At 45.0% G+C, this 23,703-nt stretch carries 20 protein-coding genes; 2 read left to right on the top strand and 18 right to left on the bottom strand.

Annotated features, from left to right (window positions below; genetic code table 11):
- Positions 1-113 precede the first annotated feature (113 nt).
- Positions 114-1,261 (top strand): IS3 family transposase gene (locus tag ACRRSX_RS02160; protein WP_432454843.1). Its coding sequence is split into 2 segments (ribosomal slippage): positions 114-351 and positions 351-1,261, totalling 1,149 coding nucleotides; the frame shifts between segments, so codons are not numbered across the junction.
- Between the two features lie 74 nt (positions 1,262-1,335).
- Here ACRRSX_RS02160 and ACRRSX_RS02155 read toward each other — a convergent pair.
- The 17 genes from ACRRSX_RS02155 to ACRRSX_RS02075 all read right to left on the bottom strand — a co-directional run bounded on the left by ACRRSX_RS02155 (position 1,336) and on the right by ACRRSX_RS02075 (position 21,518).
- Entirely contained in the window at positions 1,336-1,518 is a 183-nt protein-coding gene (locus ACRRSX_RS02155; RefSeq protein WP_432454844.1) for a hypothetical protein, read from the bottom strand.
- A gap of 60 nt (positions 1,519-1,578) precedes the next feature.
- Positions 1,579-1,953 carry a hypothetical protein gene (locus ACRRSX_RS02150; protein WP_432454845.1) on the bottom strand — a complete coding sequence of 125 codons (375 nt, stop codon included), beginning with the start codon at positions 1,951-1,953 and terminating at the stop codon, positions 1,579-1,581.
- A 383-nt stretch (positions 1,954-2,336) separates the two neighbouring features.
- Positions 2,337-2,645 carry a helix-turn-helix domain-containing protein gene (locus ACRRSX_RS02145; protein WP_050922162.1) on the bottom strand — a complete coding sequence of 103 codons (309 nt, stop codon included), beginning with the start codon at positions 2,643-2,645 and terminating at the stop codon, positions 2,337-2,339.
- Positions 2,635-3,024, bottom strand: a complete 390-nt coding sequence (locus ACRRSX_RS02140) for a type II toxin-antitoxin system RelE/ParE family toxin (RefSeq protein WP_102559024.1) — start codon at positions 3,022-3,024, stop codon at positions 2,635-2,637. The genes ACRRSX_RS02145 and ACRRSX_RS02140 overlap by 11 nt, the downstream gene beginning before the upstream one ends.
- Before the next feature lie 270 nt (positions 3,025-3,294).
- The gene (locus tag ACRRSX_RS02135; protein ID WP_432454846.1) at positions 3,295-3,594 is read right to left on the bottom strand and encodes a hypothetical protein; all 300 of its coding nucleotides are present in this window, start codon (positions 3,592-3,594) and stop codon (positions 3,295-3,297) included.
- 1,035 nt (positions 3,595-4,629) lie between these two features.
- A complete protein-coding gene (locus tag ACRRSX_RS02130; protein ID WP_439022897.1) occupies positions 4,630-5,673 on the bottom strand; it encodes a TniQ family protein in 1,044 nt (347 codons plus the stop codon).
- A 55-nt stretch (positions 5,674-5,728) separates the two neighbouring features.
- A complete protein-coding gene (locus tag ACRRSX_RS02125) occupies positions 5,729-6,631 on the bottom strand; it encodes a TniB family NTP-binding protein (RefSeq protein WP_432454848.1) in 903 nt (300 codons plus the stop codon).
- Entirely contained in the window at positions 6,624-8,522 is a 1,899-nt protein-coding gene (locus ACRRSX_RS02120) for a Mu transposase C-terminal domain-containing protein (protein WP_432454849.1), read from the bottom strand. The genes ACRRSX_RS02125 and ACRRSX_RS02120 overlap by 8 nt, the downstream gene beginning before the upstream one ends.
- 4 nt (positions 8,523-8,526) lie before the next feature.
- On the bottom strand, positions 8,527-9,183 hold the full coding sequence (locus tag ACRRSX_RS02115) for a heteromeric transposase endonuclease subunit TnsA (RefSeq protein WP_432454850.1): 657 nt from the start codon (positions 9,181-9,183) through the stop codon (positions 8,527-8,529).
- Positions 9,184-9,289: 106 nt separating this feature from the next.
- A complete protein-coding gene (locus ACRRSX_RS02110; protein WP_432454851.1) occupies positions 9,290-10,177 on the bottom strand; it encodes a YifB family Mg chelatase-like AAA ATPase in 888 nt (295 codons plus the stop codon).
- A gap of 419 nt (positions 10,178-10,596) precedes the next feature.
- On the bottom strand, positions 10,597-11,178 hold the full coding sequence (locus tag ACRRSX_RS02105) for a DUF1566 domain-containing protein (protein WP_432454852.1): 582 nt from the start codon (positions 11,176-11,178) through the stop codon (positions 10,597-10,599).
- Positions 11,178-12,623: an Lcl domain-containing protein gene (locus tag ACRRSX_RS02100; RefSeq protein WP_432454853.1), complete on the bottom strand. Its 1,446-nt coding sequence runs from the start codon at positions 12,621-12,623 to the stop codon at positions 11,178-11,180. Before ACRRSX_RS02100 ends, ACRRSX_RS02105 begins: the two co-directional genes overlap by 1 nt.
- A 4-nt stretch (positions 12,624-12,627) precedes the next feature.
- Positions 12,628-14,922: a proprotein convertase P-domain-containing protein gene (locus ACRRSX_RS02095; protein WP_432454854.1), complete on the bottom strand. Its 2,295-nt coding sequence runs from the start codon at positions 14,920-14,922 to the stop codon at positions 12,628-12,630.
- 9 nt (positions 14,923-14,931) lie between these two features.
- Positions 14,932-17,067, bottom strand: a complete 2,136-nt coding sequence (locus ACRRSX_RS02090; protein ID WP_432454855.1) for a TonB-dependent hemoglobin/transferrin/lactoferrin family receptor — start codon at positions 17,065-17,067, stop codon at positions 14,932-14,934.
- Positions 17,068-19,071, bottom strand: coding sequence for a prolyl oligopeptidase family serine peptidase (locus tag ACRRSX_RS02085; protein WP_432454856.1), 2,004 nt, complete (start codon positions 19,069-19,071; stop codon positions 17,068-17,070). It lies immediately after the preceding gene.
- 382 nt (positions 19,072-19,453) lie between these two features.
- Entirely contained in the window at positions 19,454-19,870 is a 417-nt protein-coding gene (locus ACRRSX_RS02080; protein ID WP_432454857.1) for a CBS domain-containing protein, read from the bottom strand.
- Positions 19,871-20,150: 280 nt separating this feature from the next.
- Complete coding sequence (locus ACRRSX_RS02075; protein ID WP_432454858.1) at positions 20,151-21,518, bottom strand: aspartate aminotransferase family protein; 1,368 nt, start codon at positions 21,516-21,518, stop codon at positions 20,151-20,153.
- Between the two features lie 212 nt (positions 21,519-21,730).
- On the opposite strand from ACRRSX_RS02075, the gene ACRRSX_RS02070 reads away from it, so the two are divergent.
- Positions 21,731-22,465 carry a sulfite exporter TauE/SafE family protein gene (locus tag ACRRSX_RS02070; RefSeq protein ID WP_432454859.1) on the top strand — a complete coding sequence of 245 codons (735 nt, stop codon included), beginning with the start codon at positions 21,731-21,733 and terminating at the stop codon, positions 22,463-22,465.
- Positions 22,466-22,544: 79 nt separating this feature from the next.
- On the opposite strand, the gene yghU is transcribed toward ACRRSX_RS02070, so the two are convergent.
- Complete coding sequence (gene yghU, locus ACRRSX_RS02065) at positions 22,545-23,399, bottom strand: glutathione-dependent disulfide-bond oxidoreductase (protein WP_432454860.1); 855 nt, start codon at positions 23,397-23,399, stop codon at positions 22,545-22,547.
- Between the last annotated feature and the right edge of the window lie 304 nt (positions 23,400-23,703).

The raw sequence follows: 23,703 nt of genomic DNA, 5'->3' as shown, positions 1-23,703 counted from the left end.
TGAAAGCGGCTAAAAATTCTGCGAAATCCATACCTTGTTCGCGGCACTCTGGACTTCCCAGACTTTGCTAGACACTTTTAACAGTTACAATGTAACTTCAACTAGAGGTGTTTATGAGCAAAGGCAAACGTTATACCCAAGAGTTTAAATCCGAAGCTGTAAAGCAGGTCACCGAGCGCGGCTATTCAGTTCACGAAGTGGCCGATCGATTAGGGATCTCAGCGAAGTCACTTTACCATTGGCGAAGTCAAATTGATGGTAAAAAAGAAGCCCTTCCAAGATCAGATGAATCCGTTAGGATCGCTAAGTTGGAAGCTGAACTCAAACGGGTTACGGAGGAACGAGACATTCTAAAAAAGGCCGCAAGGTACTTTGCAAGCCACCCAGAGTAAAGTACGCCTTTGTTCGTGATCATCAACATGAGTATTCAATCTTAGCGATGTGCCGGGTCCTCAAGATAAACCGCAGCGGGTTCTACGCGTGGCTTAAACAACCACTAAGCGCCAGGGCGATTGAAGACAATCGTTTATTGGTCCGGATCAAAGCATTCTATGTCGCTAGCGGTGGCACCTATGGAAGCCCTTGGATCCATCGCGATCTAAGAGAGTCGGGTGAACGCTGTAGTGTGCATCGTGTTGCCAAAATTATGCGACTTCACCGCCTTAAAGCACAGGTCGGCTATATGCGGCGGTATATCAAAGGCAGTAAGCCCTCTCGAATCGCGGATAACGTGTTAGAGCGGGATTTTTCACCGGACGCACCCAATGTCTCATGGGTGAGCGATATAACCTACGTTCGTACAGCACAAGGGTTTCTCTATTTGGCGGTCGTCATTGATTTATTCTCACGCAGGGTGGTGGGTTGGTCGATGAATAAGAATATGGACAAGCACTTAGTCATCAAAGCCCTATTGATGGCAGTGTATGCGCGACGGCCTCAGCAAACCGTTTTAGTCCACAGTGACCAAGGAAGCCAATACGGAAGTAGTGATTACCTAGCCTTTATGAAGTCGCATGGTCTAAAGCCATCGATGAGCCGTCGAGGGAACTGCCACGATAATGCTGTAGCTGAAAGCTTTTTTGCAACGTTTAAAAAGCCAGTGACACGCAAGAAGATATATACAACAAGAGATGAGGCGAAGGCCGAGATATTTAACTTTATAGAAATGTTTTACAATCCAATAAAGCGCCACTCACATACCGGAGGGGTCTCACCGGCTACGTTCGAGGAAGCGTATTTATTGAAACAGCAAACTGTCTAGTGAATGCTGGGAAGTCCATTGACGACCTATATAGCAAGGTGATAACTCTCCGTATACAGCCATCTATGTTCCCTCTATATTTCGTTGTATTCAGATTTGATGCGTTTAGCTATCGCTTTAAGCTCAAACTCGACTTCAAAAAGATAGTTATTATCACGACGATTAATTACTGGCGAGCGCTCCAAGTTGCGGTTCAGTATCTTTGCAGCTAGCAATAACAACCGCGCTTCATAGTGTTTTTTAAACCAGTTTTTCATCGTGACAATTTTCCCTCTGTCTGTAGAAGGGCGGCGAACCGCCCAATGTTAGTCAATTAGTTAGCTACCACAAAGGAAGCCATTAACCTGTTTAAATAAGCGTCTTTGTGCTCTCTCATAAGTGGTACTGGTAACAGTGGCTTCTTTTATTGCACGCTTCTCTTCCATCATTTTCGCCACTGCTGTAAGCAAAGTAGGTTCACCAATACAAGGTAGGCTTGCTCTTTTCGCATAAAGAGCGTTAACTTTTGCTTTCTGCTCTCTCCACTCATTTAGCTGCGGATAATAAACGTCTTGTCTATTACTGAACTCTGGCGTTCCTGATGCATCCATCATCCATTGTGCTGTTTTCTCTAACTTAGAGCCCAAGGAAGTAAGTTGCTCTTCCTCCGTTTTTAATTGACTAGTAATTGAGTTGATAGTTGCGTCTGTCATAGCTACTTACCGTTGCTTGCCTAACCGATAAGTAAATTATAAGCACATGCGCTTATAAGCACAAATGTTTATTTTGTGTTTTTTAAAATTACTTTCTTTGAAGTGGCTTTATAGATCTCACCAGTTTCTAAGTGGACACTGTGAGTTTTCTTCCAGCGTGTAAGCTCTTGGGGCAGTATGTGAGGGTTGTCCTTAATAAACTCGGCTAGTGCGCCTCTGTGCGTCCCGTATCGAGTTTCAATGTATTCAGTTAATGTCATCTCTATATACTTACAATTAAACCAGTCTTAAATATAAACAAACATGCTTATAAACACAACCGTTAATAAAAAACCACTTCGTAGTGAAGTGGTTTTTAAACTATCGGCATACGTGAATAACGACTATATAACTGCCGCTATACCTTTCTCATCAATAATATTCAAAAGACGCAATGCAGCCCCTTGAGGTTTAGTTTTACCTTGTTCCCACTTTTGAACGCTTTCGCTACTCATATTAAGCACAGTGGCTAAAACAGCTTGGCTTATATGCTCACGCTTCCTCAACTTCTGAATTCTGGCTGCGGTCATCTCTTCACGCTTAGCACTCATAGCCAAGGCATCAATTTTACGCATGGTTAACTGATCAATTGAGCCGTTGGCATTAAAGCGCTTCGCCATTGCTTGCATTCTTTCTAAACGATCATCCATCATTTCTAACCTCTCTTAGCAGACCATCTAAGATGTTTTGTTCAATCTGTTCATCGGTTAAGCTACGGAAGCTTTCACCAAGTAACTTGTAGGTTTCCAATAGCTTATCTGGTATTTCTTTACCTTTTTTTGGGACGTCTTTCTTTCGCCAACCATCTATAAAGAATACCCGATTACCTTTTTGAATAGCTATAACACTTCGGTTTGACTCTCGTTTACCTTGACCTGGTGACGGAACTCGCTTTTTATATAATTTTCCGCTTTGTAGCTCACCATCATGCAAACCATTGTTAAGCTCATTTGCCACCTTTACGATAATTTCATTATCTAATCTGGCTTTAATCATCAGTTTTTCAAATTCGTCAGTGACATAAATCTTCACTATTTCCACCTCCAAAGTGTAGTAGAGAATACCATAGTTTCAATTTTGACAACAACTTCAAAATGCCAGATCCGCAATAGCTAACATACTTACTGTATCTGTTTCGATTAGTCTTAAGGTTGTTTCAAGAGTTTTATTGCCAAGCATCAAATGGATAGTAGGGACATCCACACCATGACGTTTAAGCCTTACAGCAAACGTACGTCTACCACTTAGAATACTAGGCTGCTCAATGCCTGAATCGGATAGTAGTCGTTTGATATGCTCATTTTAAGCATTGCAATGATAAGTTGTGTTACCTTTTTCTGTAGTTCTACGCTTGATTTTAAAGTGGTCGCCATTTTTTCGTTTGAAGAACGGCTCATCTTCATCAAAACCGTTGTATAGGTCGGGATGATCACCATCTTTTTTACGCTTCTCGATGTAGCTTTTGATTAGGTTTTGCAACTTAATGTTGGACAGGTAAAAGTCTCGGCTCACTTCGCCTTTGACAGTAAAACACTTTGCCAGTTGTCCGTTCTTCTTAACAATATCTCTAACCTGTACGCGACAAATTTCTAGCGTACTCATACCACTACCGAGAAAGAACCCCATTAAACAAGCGTTAAGCTCTGGCTCTGGTGTCTGTATAATGACTTTAAAGATCCAAGTTTGTCTTTGTCCTCGATGAGCATTGGTAGCGCCATGTGTGTAATTTCCTGTTTTACATGAAAAAACACACACGCTAACAGTGGATAGTTTAGAAATCAGTGATCTAAGTACTTGTGTTGTTAAGTTTGAGGGAAAACGCAGTATGACACTTTAATACTCATCATTAGCGTGATGTCGGCTCGGTAATAGCAGTCAGTATGAATCTTAAATTATGTTCACATCGATTCTAATAACGGGATAAACAGAGTTGCTTATCTTTTTAGTATGAAACTTTATTCCTCTCCTACAATTGGGTAGGAGTGATGTTGATTTACGCACCAAAAACCAGCCTTAACGACCATTCATCTACTGATATTCTGGTTGCTCCTATTCCAGAGGAAGATAAGTAAAAAAACAAGGAGACAGATGCCTCATTTTTCTTTGTTAAACCTCATCTAGGGCTTTCTTTGCCACCCAATAAGAAAGATTAGTCAAAAGATTTGTCTGCACCTTAGTGAGCTCTACCACTCCCCTAGGGTTTTCAAAGAATGTGCCGTAGTGAGGGAAATCTTCTAGCCCTTCCTGATTGCCAATCAATCGCTTCTTCTTCGTTATCAACTTAGCAAGGTCTTTGTCTTTTAGTTTTCGCTCCCAAGCAGAGCTTCGGCAGTTATATACCCAGGTGATTTCGACCTCATGACCTGCTTCGACCTAACCATGGACATGAATAAAGTTAGTTGAGTCTAGTGACATAGGCAAATAAGTGGGTCAAAAGAACAGAGTGCATTAGGATATGGAGTCAGGTTTCCCTAACCTGTAGTTGATAAGAAAATTTAACCAGGAACGTTTTGGGTGGCTGTACGCCTCCAGTACTAGAAGTAATCCGAAGAGTCAGAATTCATGGATTCATCAAGATAATCTGGGAGCGAACGAATAGGTTGAATATCATCGAGCCCTTTAGGTGCTTTTTCATCATCATTTCGCATAGCTGCTCCAATATTCCTTAGTTATTTTCTTTACGGCTTGAGAATCTTTGTATCCCATAAAACGATTCACTCTAGATATGCTTATTTTGATTCTTCTAGCTCTCATCACCTTAATCGCGCAAATTACACTTTGATTCGACGGCTCAATATTAGGTCTATAAAGTTGTGGTTTTACGGCCTTGGAAAACCAGTAAGGAACATTGCCATTATTGGTCTTCTCCATTGATGTCATCGACGAATAATTAAGCGCTTTGTTCCTACAAAATTCTAGGAACAAGTCAGGCCAAGATGAAAAAGCGTTTCCAATCTCAGCAAGAGCCAAGTAGCGCGCATCGATAGGTAAGCAATCAACATCGTTTAGTACTCCGTGATTTCGGGTTTCTTGATGTCTTTCAATCAGCAAACGCATCAAGTGCTTTATCACAATGAAATATGAGAACGAGTACACCCAATGGCGGCCATCCAACGACACGTAACCTTTGTCTAAAGTATCGAGGAAAACTTTAGTTGCACTTAGGACGCCCTTCTTTGCACGAGAACAAGGAGCTGTTCGAAGATCGTTTCCACAACTGTGACAAGCTGAAAATTCTCCGTTGTATACCTTAAACTTATCCTTAGAATCATTCGCGTTAACCATAACTGGAGCCCCGCATTTATGGCAGCAATCAAGTAAACGACATTGATGCTGATAACAAACAGTCACAAATGATATACGCCAACTCTTGCGATAATAAGGAATACCTTCTCTTAAGCAGACAGGACAATATTGTTGAAAAAGCAAGTGATGCCGAGTTTCTCCTGCCCGGAGTAAGTTACACTTGTGTTCAGCGCTTTCAAACAACCAACCGGCATAGCTACCTAGGGTAGTATTCCAAGCTAGCTCTAGCGGAGTATGCATATAACCAGCAACATCCTTCAGAGCTTCCATTTTTATTGAACTGTCAATGTGCTTAGTGAAGGCCTTAATTTGAGGACAAGTCTGCAATACGAATCCTGATAATTTTCGACCATTACACCTTGCCGCCCTAGTCATCCACGAGGAAAACACTTCGTCAGAAAGTGGCTGGGGATGGGCAGGCCATGGCTTCCTATCCATTTTGTAAACGTCTCTTAGAAGCTGCATCCCAATCTATAGAAGATAATAATTCTAGATCTATTTTCTCGTTGCCTGTCTTAATAGCTTGCACCGAAGCAGCAGCCAATAGTTCAGATAGTTCCCCAAGCAATCCCTCGCTCATTAAAAGTAGTTTTTGTGCAATTGGTCGACTCGATAACCCTGAAGCGAATTTAAGTGGAAACATACACTCAAAGCTGGCTAATAATCGCCTATAATCATCACCGTATTCCCAGCGTGGCAATAAAGAAGGTTTGAAACGGTTATCCAATTGAGGATCTGTTTTAATAGCTCTAAGTGCATCCTTTGTGCCTAGGCCAACGATTGGGATTTTCAGTTCGTTTCCAAGGTTTCTCATCACACTCAAGAACACCCTTTGCTTTTCCAAGCTACCAGCTAAAAGAGAATGAATTTCATCAATCATCAACATTCTTACATTGCAGTAACGCATTAATTGAATTACCTGAAAGTGCTTTTTTTCTGTTGAGTCTGATGGTCGATAAGGCGCAAACATTTTCTCCAGAATATTGCTGTACAGCCTTGACTCACTGGGAACAGGAGGAGCTTGGATAAAGAGAACTGGAATCACAACACCTTCCCCATCCTCTCGCTCATACGCAGGGTTCATGTCTACGAAGCGCTCTGCAATCATCGTCTTTCCGGTATTACTTTCACCGACGATCAGCATGTTTGGCATCCTATGCCTCTTCGGATAAGTTTGCAGATCTTCGAGCTTACCAATAAGACTTTTTGCTTTAGGATAACCAATCCATTTGGGCGACAAGATGTACTCGATGCGCGCCTCATCACTACACCCCATGTAAGCCCGAGCAGCTTCGTTTAAATGCAAATAAAGTTTACAATTAGTACTACTCATATCGGCTCACATCTAACATTTCATCAAAAGGAAGAATAGGCTTATCGTCATCTGACTCATAGGGTTCTGCTTCTAGGGGTTCAGAGACAGGTAACTTGTCTTTTAACTTCGAGCTAATTGCCTTTGCTTTTGCTGATTTCCGCTTTTGCACCGCTCGACGTACTTTTTTAGTAGTAGCTACAGCATTAGACTCTATTATTCGCATTTTCTCGATAGCATCAAAGATGGCATCTTCATCCACGGTACTAAGGCCTTCTTCTTTTATCTGCTCCCGAGCAGCGTTAAACTCCCATTTAGTAACTACTGGGAAAGATGTATTTCTATATGGGATGGGGTAGTACATCTCTAATTGAGGATCAAAAAACCAGATCTGACTGATATCGCGGGGATCTCTTCTGAACACAAACTTCCGCTTTCGTTTACTGTTTCCCTCTTCAGTGGCATTTATCCAAACACGCAACACATCATGGTTGTAATATACGTGGTCAATTTGAACACCGTACGATTGGATAGTGCGTTCTTCAAATGGGAGAAAGTTCAGCCTAAGCGTCTCTTCATCGGTGATGCGAGCGGGTAAGCCAACACCTTTAGTTGTCTTACTCCCAAGAATTCCTTCTTCATATTTAGCCAAAGGAGTACAGTTAATGCCTGTATGAAAACTATTATGGTAGGTTTGGACAATAAGAAGCCCCAACCATTGCTCAAATTCCTTCAAGGTCAATGCTGATTCTTTGTCAGAATCATAGCCTTCACGGTCAGAGATGTTGGAGAAAGTTGCACCAGGAAGAGCATGAATCTTTTTCGCAAACGTACCCAGCAATCTTTCTACATGCGCACCAAAATGCGGGCGTGCTACAGGCCTCCATTCCAAGACAACTCCATACTGGTCGCATGCTAGTTGTAGCATTCTCCCACGAAACTCCTTTGCATTGTCAGCATGGACCGTTCTAGGTAAACCCCAACACGGCCAAGTGGCATCAACGTCATTCTCAGCAAGCCAAGTGTCTTTAGGCAATATTGCATTCGATAGGCATGCACCAACACTGGCTGCCCCAGGCGGATCAAACGACACATAGAAACCAACAACCATTCTGCTGTAAACATCAATTGCTAAGGTGATCCAAGGGCGAAGGAGTGGCAATCGATGAACATCATCAACAAGAACAATGTCCAAAAGGGTGTGATCTATCTGAATTACAGAGAGAGGATATTCCGCATGAGGAAATTCTCCCTTATTTATGTGCAGTAACTGATGTGCTTTCTTAGAGCCAAAACGCCTGCGGATTTTTAACTCATCAGAGAGTTGATTAACCCTATTTCGAATGGTATTTACGTGAGGACAGCTCTGATTTGCATTTCTACATTGTCGACGAATCTCAGTATATAGATTCGTGATAGATTTACGCTGCTTTGACAGGTAGTCACTTTCAATACAATCCATTACGATTGCTTCAACTTCTTTTGATAGCTTCTTTGATCCCATATCACTTCGAGCTTTTGGAGCTAAACTGGAAAGAACCCCCTCTGACTCATAAAGCTTAAGCCACTTGTAGATTGTATTGCGATGTAACTTATGAGCTGAAGCTATAGCCTCAACATCGTCGCGAGTCCTATGTGACTTGTGTACAAGTGGCCGAATGATTTCCATACGTTTTTGGGCAATCTGCCAGTCTTTATCTGGCAAAGCATCAACCGCATGATTCTTCACTGGAGTTGAACTTTGAGGAGCGGAACTCAATTCTGAAATTCTAAGTCGTTTCACTTCACCTGTGGCAGGGCACTCACCCAAGACATAATTCAAGTCAACAATTCGTAGGATAATAAACTCTCGATTCTCATGATAAACCGAGCTTCCCTGTTGGTATGTGTAACCACGATTTCGCTGCTTCACGTGACTACCTCCTTAACCAGATATCTGCAGACATCGTGAGTGGAACGTTTAGATCTGTACAAATTCGCCGAGAAGCAATTAGGCCCCATAGAGTTGGCACTAACTCCGCTTGAGCCCAGCGATCGTTAAATATCGACTTCAGCAACGCCTCAATGGAGCACTGCCGCAACTTAACGAGACCGTGCAACAAAAGCTCCGTATACTCTTCGCTAGCACTTGACCTAAGATAAGGAAGAAGAAAACGTGCATTTTCCATATATATCGTACGGATTTCCACTTCAGTTATAAGCTTAAAGCGCCACCCCATAGACTTAGCATGACCAACCGCAGCCAAAAACTTCGGTTTATACTCCACCCAGTTTGTCTTTATGTCGTTTCGGTACTTAACCTCGAATAAGACTCCATCCTTACGCGAAAACATGCACCCCCCTGGCCTATATTGAGCAAAAACATCTGGTACATACTTTCGGCCCTTGCCATCTGCATCATTCCAATTAACAGTCACCGGCTGAACATCGTAAGACAACACATTTGAATCAAAATCGAGCAGCGTAAGCAAATCACGTTCAAGAGTAGATTCAAAGAAAGGCTTCTCAGCTTTGTCGGAACTAGCAAGGCCAGTAAGGTTACGATAGTTCTTGGGGATATTCCTCACCGACATAATCAAATCCAATAGCCATTAACGTTGTAGAGATAAAGCCAGTACATCATAGCGATATATTACATTACATATCAAAGATGTAGATATAGCCTAATTGGATTAATTATTACGCTAAAGCAATGGAGATGTCACGAGGATTGGAACCGCCACCCACCAAGGCGACCATCGAGGCACTATGATGAGGGCTGCGAAACGGCGGAACATACCATTGCCCCAATTCGCGCTGCTGAGAGCTTACCGAAGCAATCGCCGCCACTTCAATCGCCTGCTGCTCAGTTAAGCGAGGCAAAATACCCGGCAAGCGACTGGCTAACATGGTTTTTCCGGTCCCTGGGGGACCCAGCATCAACAAATTGTGTGCTCCCGCGGCGGCCAATTCGAGTGCGCGCTTGGCCAGATGCTGGCCCTGTACCTCGCTCATGTCTAATAAATTATTGGCTTGACTCGGTTCTTCAGAACTGGCCATTTGCAGCACAAAGGCCTGTTGGCCATTCAGCGTGGCACTCAAGGCTTGCAAACTGGCACTGGCATGTACCTTGGAATCCGGCACTCGCGCTGCCGCTTGCGCGTCTTGTTCTCCGGTCACCAACGTGAACCCTTGCTCACTCATCGATAGCGCGGTGGCAATCGCTCCGCTCACAGGGCGGATCGCCCCCGATAACGCCAACTCACCACAAAAGGCCATTTCGTCGAGGCAGGCTAAAGGAACTTCGGCCGCGGCGGCTAAAATACCAATGGCAATCGGCAAGTCGAAACGACCGCCACTTTTCGGCACATCAGCTGGCGCTAAGTTAACGGTAATTCTCTTAGCAGGAAATGAAAAGCCGCTATTTAATATCGCACTACGCACTCGATCTTTAGCTTCTTTGACCGAAGTTTCCGGTAAACCAACAATATTAAACGCCGGTAAGCCGTTGGCTAAATGCACTTCTACCGTGACATCTAGAGCCTCCATCCCCAATAAGGCACAAGTACGTACAATCGCTAATCCCATAAACATCCCAACGCTATTAACTAGTTACATAGTAGACGTATTTATCGGTGACTGTCCTTGAAGCATCTCATAATTTAAAAAAACGAAGGAGATCTTGGTACGTTGTCGGCCTGATAAGACTATCCTGAGGCATCTCATAATTAAAAAAACGAAGGGGATCTTGGTACGTTGTCGGCCTGATAAGACTATCCTGAGGCATCTCATAATTAAAAAAACGAAGGGGATCTTGGTACGTTGTCGGCCTGATAAAAGTGCGCCCTCAAAACAGGCATAGCCACTTTGAATGATTAAGCCTCGAAAGATATTGTCACAAGGCGTAGAAGGAGCGATACGCCGCGGATAAAAGCCGCTACCATATGCTTTCCCACATAAAAAATCCCCAGCAAAAGCCGAGGATTGATTCATCGCACTTGATCAAATCAGTTATCGCTCACCAACAATACACTGCCTTGAATCACAGTCGGGCCGAATGAAATAATCTCGGCATTACGGACATCAAATGTGAAAATTTCACTCGAAAGCTGAACATGAGTGTTACTCCAAACATAGGCTCTAATATCACCAGCACCATAGCTTTCCTGATTGGTTGAATAAGGAAAAGCGTTGGCGAAGGCTTTTCCATTTAAAGCAGGGTTCCGGCATGAACGTTCAGCCAAAGTAACCAATTCTTTAATATTGGGCATGCGCCAATTCGCTTTATCAGCGAAATGATATAGGGCATGATTTGGGCTGTTATTAATCGCCTGTACATCATTCAAGGCAGCCTGCCAAAACATTGCTTGTCCTTCTCCCTCACAGCGCTGTTCGGTGCTGCTCCAGGTTTTTCCCAGCGGGCAGCGCATCCAAGTTAAACCGGTACTTCGATCACTCACAGTTCCATTCGCATTAAATTGATAGCGGACATTGGGCGCTGTTTTCGACATCGTTGAAGAACATTCTTGAGCCGCCATTCCAAGCATAGGCACCAACAGCAGTAATACACCAAGTTGCAAGCATCTCATTAGTTTGACTCCACTTTTGATACTAATCGAATAGGTAATTGATAAGACGTCCAAAGATCGGGTTCGGTCTGATCACTGTAAATAGCAACTGGATAGGTCGTTCCTCGATAAATACCGCGAGTCATTGCGGCTAAAATATAGCGACTGCCCGGAATTTTGATATCTTCATACTCGGTAAAGAATTCATCAGAAGTCCAAACTTCCCCCGCAGCGAGGTCACTGGCAATACTTTGTCGCGGAAAGTAAGCACGCGTCAGCCCATAAACATCACCCAATTCATCCTGCTCTGATTCGCCAAAATCAATTAAGTCATAAAATTCAGCAAATTTGGGTAAACGCCAATGCTCTAAGCCACAAACCTTCTGCTCATTTAAATACTCAACATAATCTTCAGTTGAGCAAATACCATCCTCACAGCTAATGGCCGCTAAATCTTCACTGTAAGGTTCAAAGGTACCTCTCACTTGGTAAACAAATAGTCGATCCTTAAATTGAGGTGAGGATGGCTCATCCGTTTTGTTCTCCCATATCAAGCCGCTGCGTTCGTCTCTCACACAAGACCAATGTACTGCAGTCGATGGTAAAGCCGCACCATTCTCATCTAACTTAGTAAAATGAAATCCGTCATTGAGACTATCATGACCAAAATCAGCATCTTGACCGGGATAATCAACTGGAGCATTTGTGGTATCACCACCATCGCTGAAATAGGTCTGCAGCCCGGTATCATTAAGATCTTGCTGACGGGTGCCGTAACTCAACTCTGCAAGTAATTGAGATACCGCATTATCTGACGGAGCACCCGCCAATAGCAGGGCTTGATAATCCGACAAATTGGAACTCAATACCCCAAGCTGCGTGTCAGGTTGCGACTTATCCATGGCAGAAATCACCAGCAATAAGTTTTGCTCTAATTGTGCATACTCGCTATCACTTCCTTCATTAAGCAACTCATCCGTTGCTGAGAGTCCCATCGCATGAAGCTGTTGCTTGACATGCTCGATCGCATCAGACAAGACTGCTCCGCTCGCTACCTTTGCAGCAACGAGAGTGGTGATTGCATTAATCTGATTACCACTCGCTTTTCTTTGTCCAGGCGCGACCAGCAGTGCATTTGCCCCACCACTTTGTGCATTGACCTTGAGCGAATGTGATGTTGCTGTCACCCCTGTATCCAGTTCAACAACCAAAGGCGCGTCTAGAATGGCCTTATTAGTACTGCTAATGGAAAAGCTACCATTACTGCTGATTGCGCTGGGTTCATTCGCGGCACAAAGAAAATCGCCATTCAGATCGGCACAGACCTTTTCGTCCCCCTGCGCAGCCAGCGCAGTGATCGTTCCTGAGACCTGATAAGTGGGAGCACTGATATCGGAGCCTCCGTCCGAGCCACCACATCCGCTTATGAGCAGAACAGCAGCAGCTATAGATAATTTTGTTTGCATAGACTTAAGTTCTTTTATTTGATTTAGATTGAAAAAAATGACGACGCCACAGCAAAACCAATCCAATCACTAGAGAACTCCATGAAACGGCCCCCCCAGCACTTGAAGTATTCGTCGCGTTATCGCCAGCCCCTGTTGAATCGGTCTCGGTGGTACAGTTATATTGTTTGACACGTCCAACGGCCCACTCAAGCAAGTACCCTGTATTTTCTGGCACATAGTCCGTTAACTCTAAGCGCCAAGTGCCAGCCATGCGCTCTGCAGAAAAAGCCTGAATAATCGGATCGTGTTTCGCAACCCAATAAAAAGTTCGCGATGGTGATGAGTAACGAGTCGGCTGCATAAGAATTTGACGTTTCCCCGAAGGTGCAACCAGTGTAATTTCTAAGTCAGAGAACTGACTGTGTTGCAACTTAAGGTAAATACCCAGCTCATCAGCCGCCAAGGCGTCGTCATCGGTAATGATGAAATTGAAACTCTTAAAACCGTAATTCAAGGCACCCGAGTCAGAAAGCGTTGCATCAGGAATCAATGATTGTTGCAGCCTCGTTGGCTGATTGAGTTCGGGGAGCCCAAAAACCAGAGCAGATGAGTGAGACCAATCAAGTGATTTTAGCGTCGTGTCATACTGATAAGATAATTGAGTGTTAAGTTTGAATGACTCGCCACAAGTAGCGGAGTCAGTAAGACTTAGCTCGGTTGAAAGTTGGGTAAATTTATCTGATTGAAGCCGCTGAGAAACCCCAGTAGACGTTTCAATTCTACCCGCGACACTTGCTTCTCTTCCCTGACTAAAAAGACGTATCGCCAAAGGAGCAGTAGGCGTGACGTAGCGACTATCCATTTCTATGCGAAATGGCTCTTTGACTAAACCATGCGCTACAAAGTTATCTTGTAGCAGCGTGTGGTAAACACGTTCTGGATAAAGTTGCTTGGCCACATACAACATGCTTTCCACAAGATCATGCATCTTCATGCCACGGCCCATGCCATACATGGATTCCAGAACTAAACGGTCGACTTCTTCAAAGGCCACCTCACCATAAAGTTCCACCCCTTGTTTTAAGGTTTGAAACAAAGGGCTTGACCAAAGTTCATCCCCCAATTCGCCAGCTACACTCTCGTGAGCACGGTACTCGCTTTGCTCAAAATAACGCGCGCGTTGATTCCACAAACTACGGGTTGAAATTTTATTTCCAAAGTAGCCATCCCAGTTAAACAGTGTATCTATTTCAAAATCACTTCCTTGCTGGTAAAGCTTGCGATAACTATTAGAACCCGCCCAATAGTCCGCAAAGCCTTCCGCCATCGCACCACTGTGCCCATAACCCCAATCTGGAACAATGTGATAATGGATTGCATGACCCAATTCATGCACCACAACATCAGCATCGAGTGCATCTGGTGAGCCACCCCCCAGTCCAAACATCACCGCTTTGGGCCCCATAAAATAACTAGAGTTGTTATCGCCTAAGCCTCTGGCATCAAAACGAATGGGCCCAGAGAAAAGGTTATAACCCAAGGATTCGAGATACTGTATGGATTGATCAAGTTGATAAAAAGCCATCAACTGGGTGAATTGAGGGCTAGCAAACTGCAGCGTCTGTATATCAGCGAGTTGTGAAAATTGGCTGATCTCTTCTTTTGCGAAAAACGAAGCGCTATCGCTTTGAGACCACTCTAAAGTTTGTGGATCCTGCGCTTCTAAGTACTCGGCATCAACCTCTGAGACTCGACTATTAGACAAGTAATATTTGCCACCACTATTTAATAGCTCAACTTGTCGAGTGACCAAATGTGGTGCCAGAGGGTAATCAGAGACCTGCTGCCAAACCTGCTCTGGGGCAGGCAAGCGATCCATGGTTCGTAGATCCGGATCGACAACCTCAATATTAGCCTCAACAATAACGCCAGAATCCAGAGCCGGTGGCGCATCGGCTTTCAAACGCCGAGCGTGCTCCAGTTCGCCCGCCACTGAGGCAACGCCATCACGCAAAATCGTATCATCTAAACTTTTAAAAACTCTCTGGACTAAGCCTGAATGATCACTATGCACCACGATAGTTCGCTGGGGTTTATATTCCCCATCCAGCGTGATGTTAAAATTATACTGATGGCCCAAGCGACTTTCGCTCTGATAACGGAGGCTAAGCTTACCAATCGTTGGATAATGGGACTCTACATAACGTTTCGCTTCTTGCTGATCAAGCACCACGTTATTGCTTGCTGGATAATCCCACTGGCCGCCCAAAGCACCAAGAGGCGTTCCAAATAACACCAGAAATATTAACCGTTTCATACTCTCTCCTTAAAATACATAGCGCGCATTGACGGTAAAATAGCGCCCAGGCTGAGTGGAATATTTGGTCTGCGAAACGCCTACACCAGCAACATCCTGATAACGGGTATATTCTCGATCGAGTAAATTAATCACATTTAGATTCAGCGAAAGATCTTGACTCAATGCGATCCCAAGCCCGAGATCCAAAGAATACCAAGCCGTTGTTTCTGCACACTGGCTTACGAGGCCGAACGCATTGGAACAGCTCGGAGTCCGATCCATCGCGTCAGCCCAGTTAATCCGGCTGTAAGCGTCAAATATGCCCTGCTCAAAACTCAGCGATAAATTTCCTTCCAGGGGGGTAATGGCACGAACATATTCACCCTCGTCGTTTTTCCCGTTGACCCATCCAACTGCGCCTGACAAGCTCCAAGCTTGATTCAAGGCATATAAAGTAGAGAGCTCGGCACCATATGTATTCACGCCACTGAGGTTTTCATAGCGTTTCTCAAACAATCCGCTAGACGCATTAAAGCCTGCGTCGACAACACTGATGAAATTTTCGAATTGGTTATAGAACACCGCCGCGTACACGCGTAATACGCCATTGTCGAACTTACTTCCAAGTTCAAAGCTATCGCTGGTTTCCGCTTTCAACTCAAAGTTAGGCAATACAACAAAAGGTGTAATCGGCACGAACTCATGACTGATATAGCCGTAGGTTTTGTCGTATTCTGGCGCCCGATAACCGTGCTTATAACTGATATAACTATTTAACTCAGGGGTAAATTGATAGGCGAGCGAAAAACTCGGCGACAGCTCACTACTGCGATTATCTCGAAGGCCATCAAATTGGATCGCTGAACTATCGTCAGCCGTCAACTGATGCGCATCAAAACGCAGTCCAATCATGCTGGTCCATGCATTCAAGGAGATAGAGTCTTGTAGGTACATACCAAGAGAATAACTACGAGCAGGAGCAAAAGGAGTCGATGCAGTGGAAGTCGAACCATTCCAATCAGAACGGGCATCATGAGTAGGACGATCATGATACGCCGTTTCTGCGACGGCACCGTAGACAAGCACATGGCTGAGACTACCGCTGTACAGTTCTTTATTCAGATCAATGGACCATCCCAACAATTGGTCGTTAAACTCACGTTGATCCAACTCACGACGTAGTTCTCTAATCCCGTTATTGTTGCGGTCCATCAGGCGATTTGTATCTTCATCAAATTCGCTGACCCGATAATAAAGCTTGGTCTCTAGGTCATCCATCCACGCCTTGGAGGCTTGGTACTCAGCACCTAGCCATGCGAGATAAGTGGTCGTAGTATCTTGCTCGGTATAATCAACAATGTCCCAAGCCCCATCGGCCTGCACCGATGCAGTGCCCTCGCGGGTATTCATTTGCTCACGGTAAATCTCAGCTTTCGCTTTCAACAACAACTGGTCGCTTACATCATGATGCACGCTATATTCAAAACTAACGCCTTCAAGATCTCGCTGATATAAGTCTTGTTGATAGTTTCGTGTTTCTTCACCGGTCCAATAAGCGCCCGAAATCAGACTACTGGTATCACCGACCCGAAAAGCCAAATTAGAAGCCACTCGATATTTATGACTAATCCCACTATAAGTTGTTGCTATATCAGTATAAAAGTCCTCATCTCCTAAATAGTCTTCCGGACTGTAAGATTTGAGAATAACCACCCCTCCGATTGCACCGGAACCATAGCTGGTTGAGCTCGCCCCTTTTACCACTTGAATTTGTTTTAGCGTGGCGACATCGAAAGAATTTCGTCCAGCGCTGTCATTTAAGTCATCTGCCCCAAATCCATCTGATGTAGCAATACCATCTTTCACAATCGCAACTCGATTCCCCACCATGCCTCGGATAGCAATGTTCTGGGGCCGACCAGCGCCTCCCGTGACGCTAATCCCCGGCTCCTGATTTAGCACATCATATAATTCTGTCGCCCCCGCCTTACGCATATCATCATTGTTAATCACCGCCACGCTGCCAGCCGTTTTTGAAAGATCTTCTTCGTACTTGTTGGCAACCACAACGATGGTTTCTAAGGGGGCGATGTCAGATTCGGCGTGCACAAAGCCAGCAACAATTGCGCTTAACACAATCATGCTTAGTCGAGACGGTTTCATTTACAACTCCGTTTGCTCAGATGGTAGTAAGTAGTGGATCAAAAATGCGTAGTCCATGGCCTGCTGGGCCAACGCCTGGCGCCGGTCCATAGCATGTCCGCTTTGAAAGTCGGTTAATAATAAATAGGGGCCGCGGCCTTGGCTGCGCGCAGCTAACAAAGAAAGGTATTTAGCCCCCTCCCAATACGGTACTCGGCTGTCATGCCAGCCCACTCGCACCATCGTGGCAGGATAATCCAACGCCCCAACGTTATTCACCGGATCATAATCAGCCATAACCGCCAGTTCATTAGCCTGCCTGGGATTACCCCATTCATGATATTGCTGTGCCGTCAAAGGCTGTGAAGCGTCAGACATACTCGCCACCACATCCACAAAAGGCACATTGAGGCTTACCGCTGAAAAGTACTCAGGATGTTGATTAACTGCCGCCGCGATCAGCGTTCCGCCGGCACTGGATCCCATTGCTGCTATTTTCCGTTGTCCTTGTTTAAAACTCTGCAAAGTCTTAGCCGCCGCAACAAAGTCGGCGATACCAGCAGGTTTATTGACCCCTTTACCTGCGGAATGCCATGCCTCTCCGTAATAGCCACCGCCCCGTACGTGAGCAATCGCGTAAATAAAGCCTTTATCCAATAACGAGATGATTTGCGACATAAAATACGGCCGCATCGTAAAACCATAAGCACCATAGCCATATAACAAAACCGGTGATTGCCGATGTAGCATGCTGCTTTTGTAAGCCAGCGTAACTGGGACGCGCACCGAGCCCGACTGAATACTAATTTGCTCCGTTCGGTAGGCTGATTGCTGAAACCCCGGATAGGCATCTTCACTAATCAACGAACGTTGAGCATTACCAATATGAAGACGCTCCCACTTCGCGGGCTGAATCATTGACATACTTCGAATATGGACAATATTGCTGTTAAAATCACCGATGCGACTAATCCAACCAACGGCCCCCTCCGGAGCCATCGCTAAGTGCAGAGGCTCCGCTTTGTCATAGCCAATAATGACTAACTGATCCCGCCCCTGCTCGTGTTCGTGGATCAGGATGCCTGCGGCAAAGAGATAGAAATGCTTCAGTTCTGCTGACGATTTGGGGATATATACGACTTGCCATTGTGATGCACCTAAGGCACTTTGGTATAAACCAAAATTGCCGGTATGGTTGCTGTTAATATAGAGCTTGCCATGCACCACATTAGCGTAATACTCAATACCATTTTGGCGTGGCCGAATAGGCTCTAACAGCGCTCCTGTAACGAGGTTGAGTAGTCGCTGCTCCGACATCACCTCATTATTTAGCTGGATGACCGCATATTCCGGATCACTTGCCACATAGGCTGACAAGATCCACTGAGGATCGGACTCCATCAACTTTAGTTGAGACCGTCCAGTATCAAGAAAGTGCTCGTAGAGAGCCACTCCAGCAGGCTCTGTACTCAGGTGTTCAATCGTATATAAGCGACGACTATCGCGTCCCCATAACAAAGCGGTTTCACTCTTGGTTGCCACTTGCAGAGCCGTCGATTGAGCTAGATTAATCACAACGATACGGTAGTTTTCATCGCCCACGACGTCTTCAGCCAAGGCAAGGTGTTTTCCATCGGGGCTGAGTGACCAATTGGCTAAGCGATAATAATCATGTTTTGCAGCCCGCTGTTCGATATTCAATAATATGCTTTGAGACTGGCTGTTTCGCTTACGCCGAGCAATCACCCGCTCACCATTCAACCAAATTTGATTGAGTTCGTCATCACCTCGAATTAACCAAGGACTTTCAGCTTTAGCTGATGCAGCATTCTGCCACTGCGCGATCAAGGATTGCTGCAAAGGTTTTAAGGGGTTTAGCGTTAGTTGAGCGGAGCGATTTTGTTGTTCAAGGTAGGCTCTAACCGAAGCTTCATTATGAGGTTCAGCTTTTAACCAGGAAAAATCATCAGCAGCATAACTAGAGTGCTCCACTACGACACCGAGCAAAAGCAAAAATACAGACATCCATTTCATACAACAAAATCACGGCAAACCATAAATAGTGGCCGTATTCTGCACCCAAATACAAATGAGATCAATTATCATTTGTATTTGAGTGCAATTTATTGAACTTGTTTATTCACTGAAACTAAAATTTTCAGTGAACTCAAACCTCCGTGTATCCAAATTTTATTTCGGAAAAAGTTCACAAAAATCACTGTTCAAACCGTAAAATTCAATCCTCTAAATACCACATAAAGGTGATTATTCAGTTCGCTGTTATATGATTTTTATAACTATTTATCATGCAGATAGATAACAATCATCGCCATTCAATCATTCGTTTAGACAATTCAAATCAGCGCTAAAAACGAGTTTACCAATGTCCACATAACATTCACGTCTACTATTTCCGATCAACAAAACATTGCTGTTGGTGATGCTGCAGCGCCACTAACACTGCTTTGCGATCGATTAAACCAATTAACTTGCCAGCTTCCACCACCGGATAATTTTTGGGTTTGTTCTCCAGCATTTGCTTGGCCAGATCTAAAACACTTTCAGCAGGGCTCACGCTCAACACATCTCGATTCATGATGTCTTCGACCAACGCACTCTGCTCACAGTAGTAGCCTGCTTGCAGCATTTGCGCCACACAATCCTGCTCGGAAACCCAACCCAATAAATGATTTTGTTCATCTACCACTGGGGCACCGATTTGTTGTGACACAATCAGTTTTTCACTCACATCACTAATGCTTTGTTTCAGCTTTAAACTCAAGAATTGAGTTTTCATATAATTTTTAATAGTTAGGTTTTGCATAAGACCTCCTTGTTTGGCCATTTAAATGACCGATTAGTTCTAACTATAGTTGGCAGGGAGGAGGCTGTGAAATGGCTAATACCTATTAGATTGATAGGTGCGAGGCAATTAAACGTTTGTCGTTCAAGGATATGAGAGCCGCGATCGAAACAAGTTTTTCGCGTAAAGAGCAGTCACACTGCGATAAACAAAGCAAACTAGCACCCTGCTGATAAAACAGCAGCGTGCTTTGGCTCCATCAAGTCACAGGTTTCTGGCCAAAAATGTTCTTGCGACCCAATTATCGGGCAATTTCAGCGAACACTTGATCGAGAGTCGACACGATGAAGTCTGCTTCTTGTTGGCTCAAAGTGAGCACCGGACACAAACACAGGGTATTATTAAAACTTGTGAAGCTACGGTTGGTGCGACCAATGATCAGACCTTTTGCCATGCACATCGCCGCAATTTTTACCGCCACGCTCTCGTCGACCGGAGTTTTCGAATCGCGATCACTGACCAGTTCAATACCCAGTAATAAACCCTTACCCCGCACATCGCCAATGATCCCATGTTTGCTCTGCAAGTGCTTGAGTTGAGCCAGCAAATAGTCGCCCATCACCTTACTGTTATGCACCAATTCTTCTTGCTCAAGAATGCGCATATTTTCTAATGCCGCGGCAGGGCCTGCGGTACAACCGGCAAAGGTACTAATATCGCGAAAATAAGCATCACGATCGCTGCTGTCGGCAATAAACTCATTGAAAACTTGTTCGGTAGTCACGGTGCAGGAAATTGCGGCATAACTCGAGGCAACCCCCTTCGCCAGAGTAACGATGTCAGGTTTGATGCCATAATGCTGATAACCAAACCACTCGCCAGTACGACCTAAACCGCAAACCACTTCATCAATGTGCAGTAATACATCATATTTTTTACAAATTTCCATGATGCTTGGCCAATAACCTTCAGGCGGAGTAATCACCCCACCACCAGCAGTAATCGGCTCTAAAATCACCGCGCCCACGGTATCCGGTCCCTCCCGCAGTATAACTTTTTCAAGCTCTTTGGCGGCCAACACCCCGTAGTCTTTCACCTCGCCAAACTGACTCCGATATTCACAGCAATGCGGAAATTCGACAAAACCAGGTACAAAGGGGCCATATTGCATGCGCCGCTCTTCCTGACCGGTGGCACTTAAGGTTGCAATGGTTGACCCATGGTAATCGCGTTCACGATAAAGGATCTTATGCTTCTTACCGCCATATTTTCGATGGGCTATCTGGCGCACGATCTTAAAGGCTTTTTCGTTAGCCTCAGAACCTGAACTGGCGTAATAAACGCGGCTCATACCGGGCATTTTAGCTAACAGTTTTTCGGCAAATTCAGCTGCTGGGATCGTGCCTGCGGTGCTGGCAAAAAAATTAAGTTGGGTGAGCTGTTGACTAATCGCCTCAGCGATGGAACTACGTCCATAACCTACGTTCACGCACCATACGCCCCCCGCAGAAGCATCTAAGTAGCTATTCCCTTTGGCGTCCCATACGCGCGAACCTTGCCCCTTCACCATGACCATTGGATCTTGAGTTGCTAACACGCTGTGCTGGCTAAGGTGATGCCAAACATGTTGACGATCTTGCTCGATGGCCGCGGCATTAACTAATGACATATCGCTACTCCCTGAGACGAATGACTGACATAAAACATGAACAGACCTTAACTCGGCAACACAGCAATGCTTAGGACCAGCAATTCGAATCCATGGAGCCAGACAAAAAGAACAAATTATTGGGAGCACACTGGCCTAACACTTAGTTTCATTGGCCCTATAGTAAGAACTTCAAAGCAGGCAAACTCAAGCTTTTGCTCTAGGGAGTGAGCATGGACAGTATTGGCTTAATGGTACCGGTGGTCATGCTGGCAGCCTTCGTTCGAGGCTTCACTGGGTTTGGTTTTGCTGCGATCGCCATCATTGGTATGAATCTGTTTTTTACCCCTCAGCAGAGTGTACCTGTGATTTTGTCGCTGGATTTATTGTGCAGTTTGAGCCTGTGGTCTCAGGCGCGACGACAGGCGGATTATTCGAGTTTAAAAAAACTAATGTTCGGCTCTTTACTGGGGATCCCGCTGGGCTTAGGTCTACTGATTTTACTGCCAGCAGAATTGCTCAAACTGTCAATTTGTGTATTCATTTTGCTATTTTCGTTATTCCTTGCCTGCAACATTCGCTTCCCCCACATGGATAAACCCTTAACTGCAGTCCTATTTGGTTTTCTATCCGGTGCAGGCACCGCCAGCGCTTCGGTCGGGGGACCAATGGTGGTGTGTTATATGCTGTCGAGTCCACTCAAACCACAAACACAACGCGCCACCATGATTTTGTTTTTTATCGTGAGCGAGCTGTTATCGGTGCTGGGCTTAATCGTGAGCGGAGTGTTTAATTGGCAGGTACTTAGCCACATAGGCATATTGCTATTACCGACCATGCTGGCCGTAAAGATCGGCCAAACGGCGTTTAATCGTTGGCCGCCACGCAGCTTTAAACATATCGCCCTACCGGTGATGGTGCTAGTCGCCTTACTCGGCATGGGTGCTTCAGTAGAGAAGATATATTAAGGCCGGAACGCGCCGTCGCTTAAGTGTCGCGAAACAAACGGCAACGGCTGCCCCCTCAATAGGGAGCAGCAACGTCTATTTAGCGCTTGCTTAAGGCTTGATCGATGTCTGCCGCACTATGGCGCTCGGCAAGGAATTCACCAGCTTCACCAGACGAACGATTCACAATACGTCCACGTTGAACGGCTTCACGAGCGGCGATGGTTTGCGCCCAAGCAACAACATGGGGATAAGAGCCTACATCTAAAAATTCAGCAGCATCATAAAGTTTGCCCAGTGCCAAGTTGCCGTACCAAGTCCAAATCGCGATATCTGCGATAGTGTATTCTTCACCCGCTATAAATTTATTGTGAGCCAAACGCTTATCCAGCACATCTAACTGACGTTTCGCTTCCATCGAGAAGCGATTGATCGGGTATTCAAACTTCTCTGGCGCATATGCATAAAAGTGTCCAAATCCACCACCTAGATACGGTGCGCTACCTTGCAGCCAGAATAACCAGTTTAAAACTTCCGCTTTAGCCGCTGGCTGTTTGGGCAGCAAGCAGCCAAATTTTTCGGCTAAATAAAGTAAGATGGCGCCCGATTCAAATACTGAAATGGGGGTCTCACCGGAGCGATCCACCAAGGCCGGGATCTTCGAATTAGGATTCACCTCGACAAAACCTGATGAGAACTGATCGCCCTCACCAATGTTAATCAAGTAAGCGTCATACTCAGCTTCCGTCACGCCCAGCGCCAATAGTTCTTCGAGCATAATGGTCACTTTTTGCCCATTTGGCGTTCCCATCGAATACAACTGCAAGGGATGCTCCCCTACCGGTAGGTCCTGTTGATGCCGGGCTCCCGAATCCGGTCGATTCACACTCGCCCACTTACCACCATTTTCATTGTCCATCGTCCAAACTGTTGGAGGGGTATACTGCTCTGCCATCGTGCTTCCTTCTAGTTTATTGTCTAGGATCATTATCGCCAGTTAAAACCTTCTCACTTCATTTTTCCAGCCGTTTTTGATTGGTTTAGTAATTAATTGAAATATATAACTTAAAATGGCGGTTAATCCGCCCTCAAAAATCTAAGCCTTCGCCTCTATATTTCGCTTAGTGCGCGGACAAAGCAAAGCTTGTGTGGCCTGTCTCAAGCATTCAACTTAGATATTTAGAATATATTCACTAAAGGTCTACAATCATTGTAAGTTATGTTTTCTATCAGAAGCGCCTATGAAAAACCTATTCTTC

Origin of the sequence: Agarivorans sp. QJM3NY_30 (assembly GCF_050870855.2) — a bacterium.
Classification (GTDB): domain Bacteria; phylum Pseudomonadota; class Gammaproteobacteria; order Enterobacterales; family Celerinatantimonadaceae; genus Agarivorans.
Note: the sequence above shows the minus strand (reverse complement) of the source record. Positions and strands in the feature narration are given on the sequence as shown.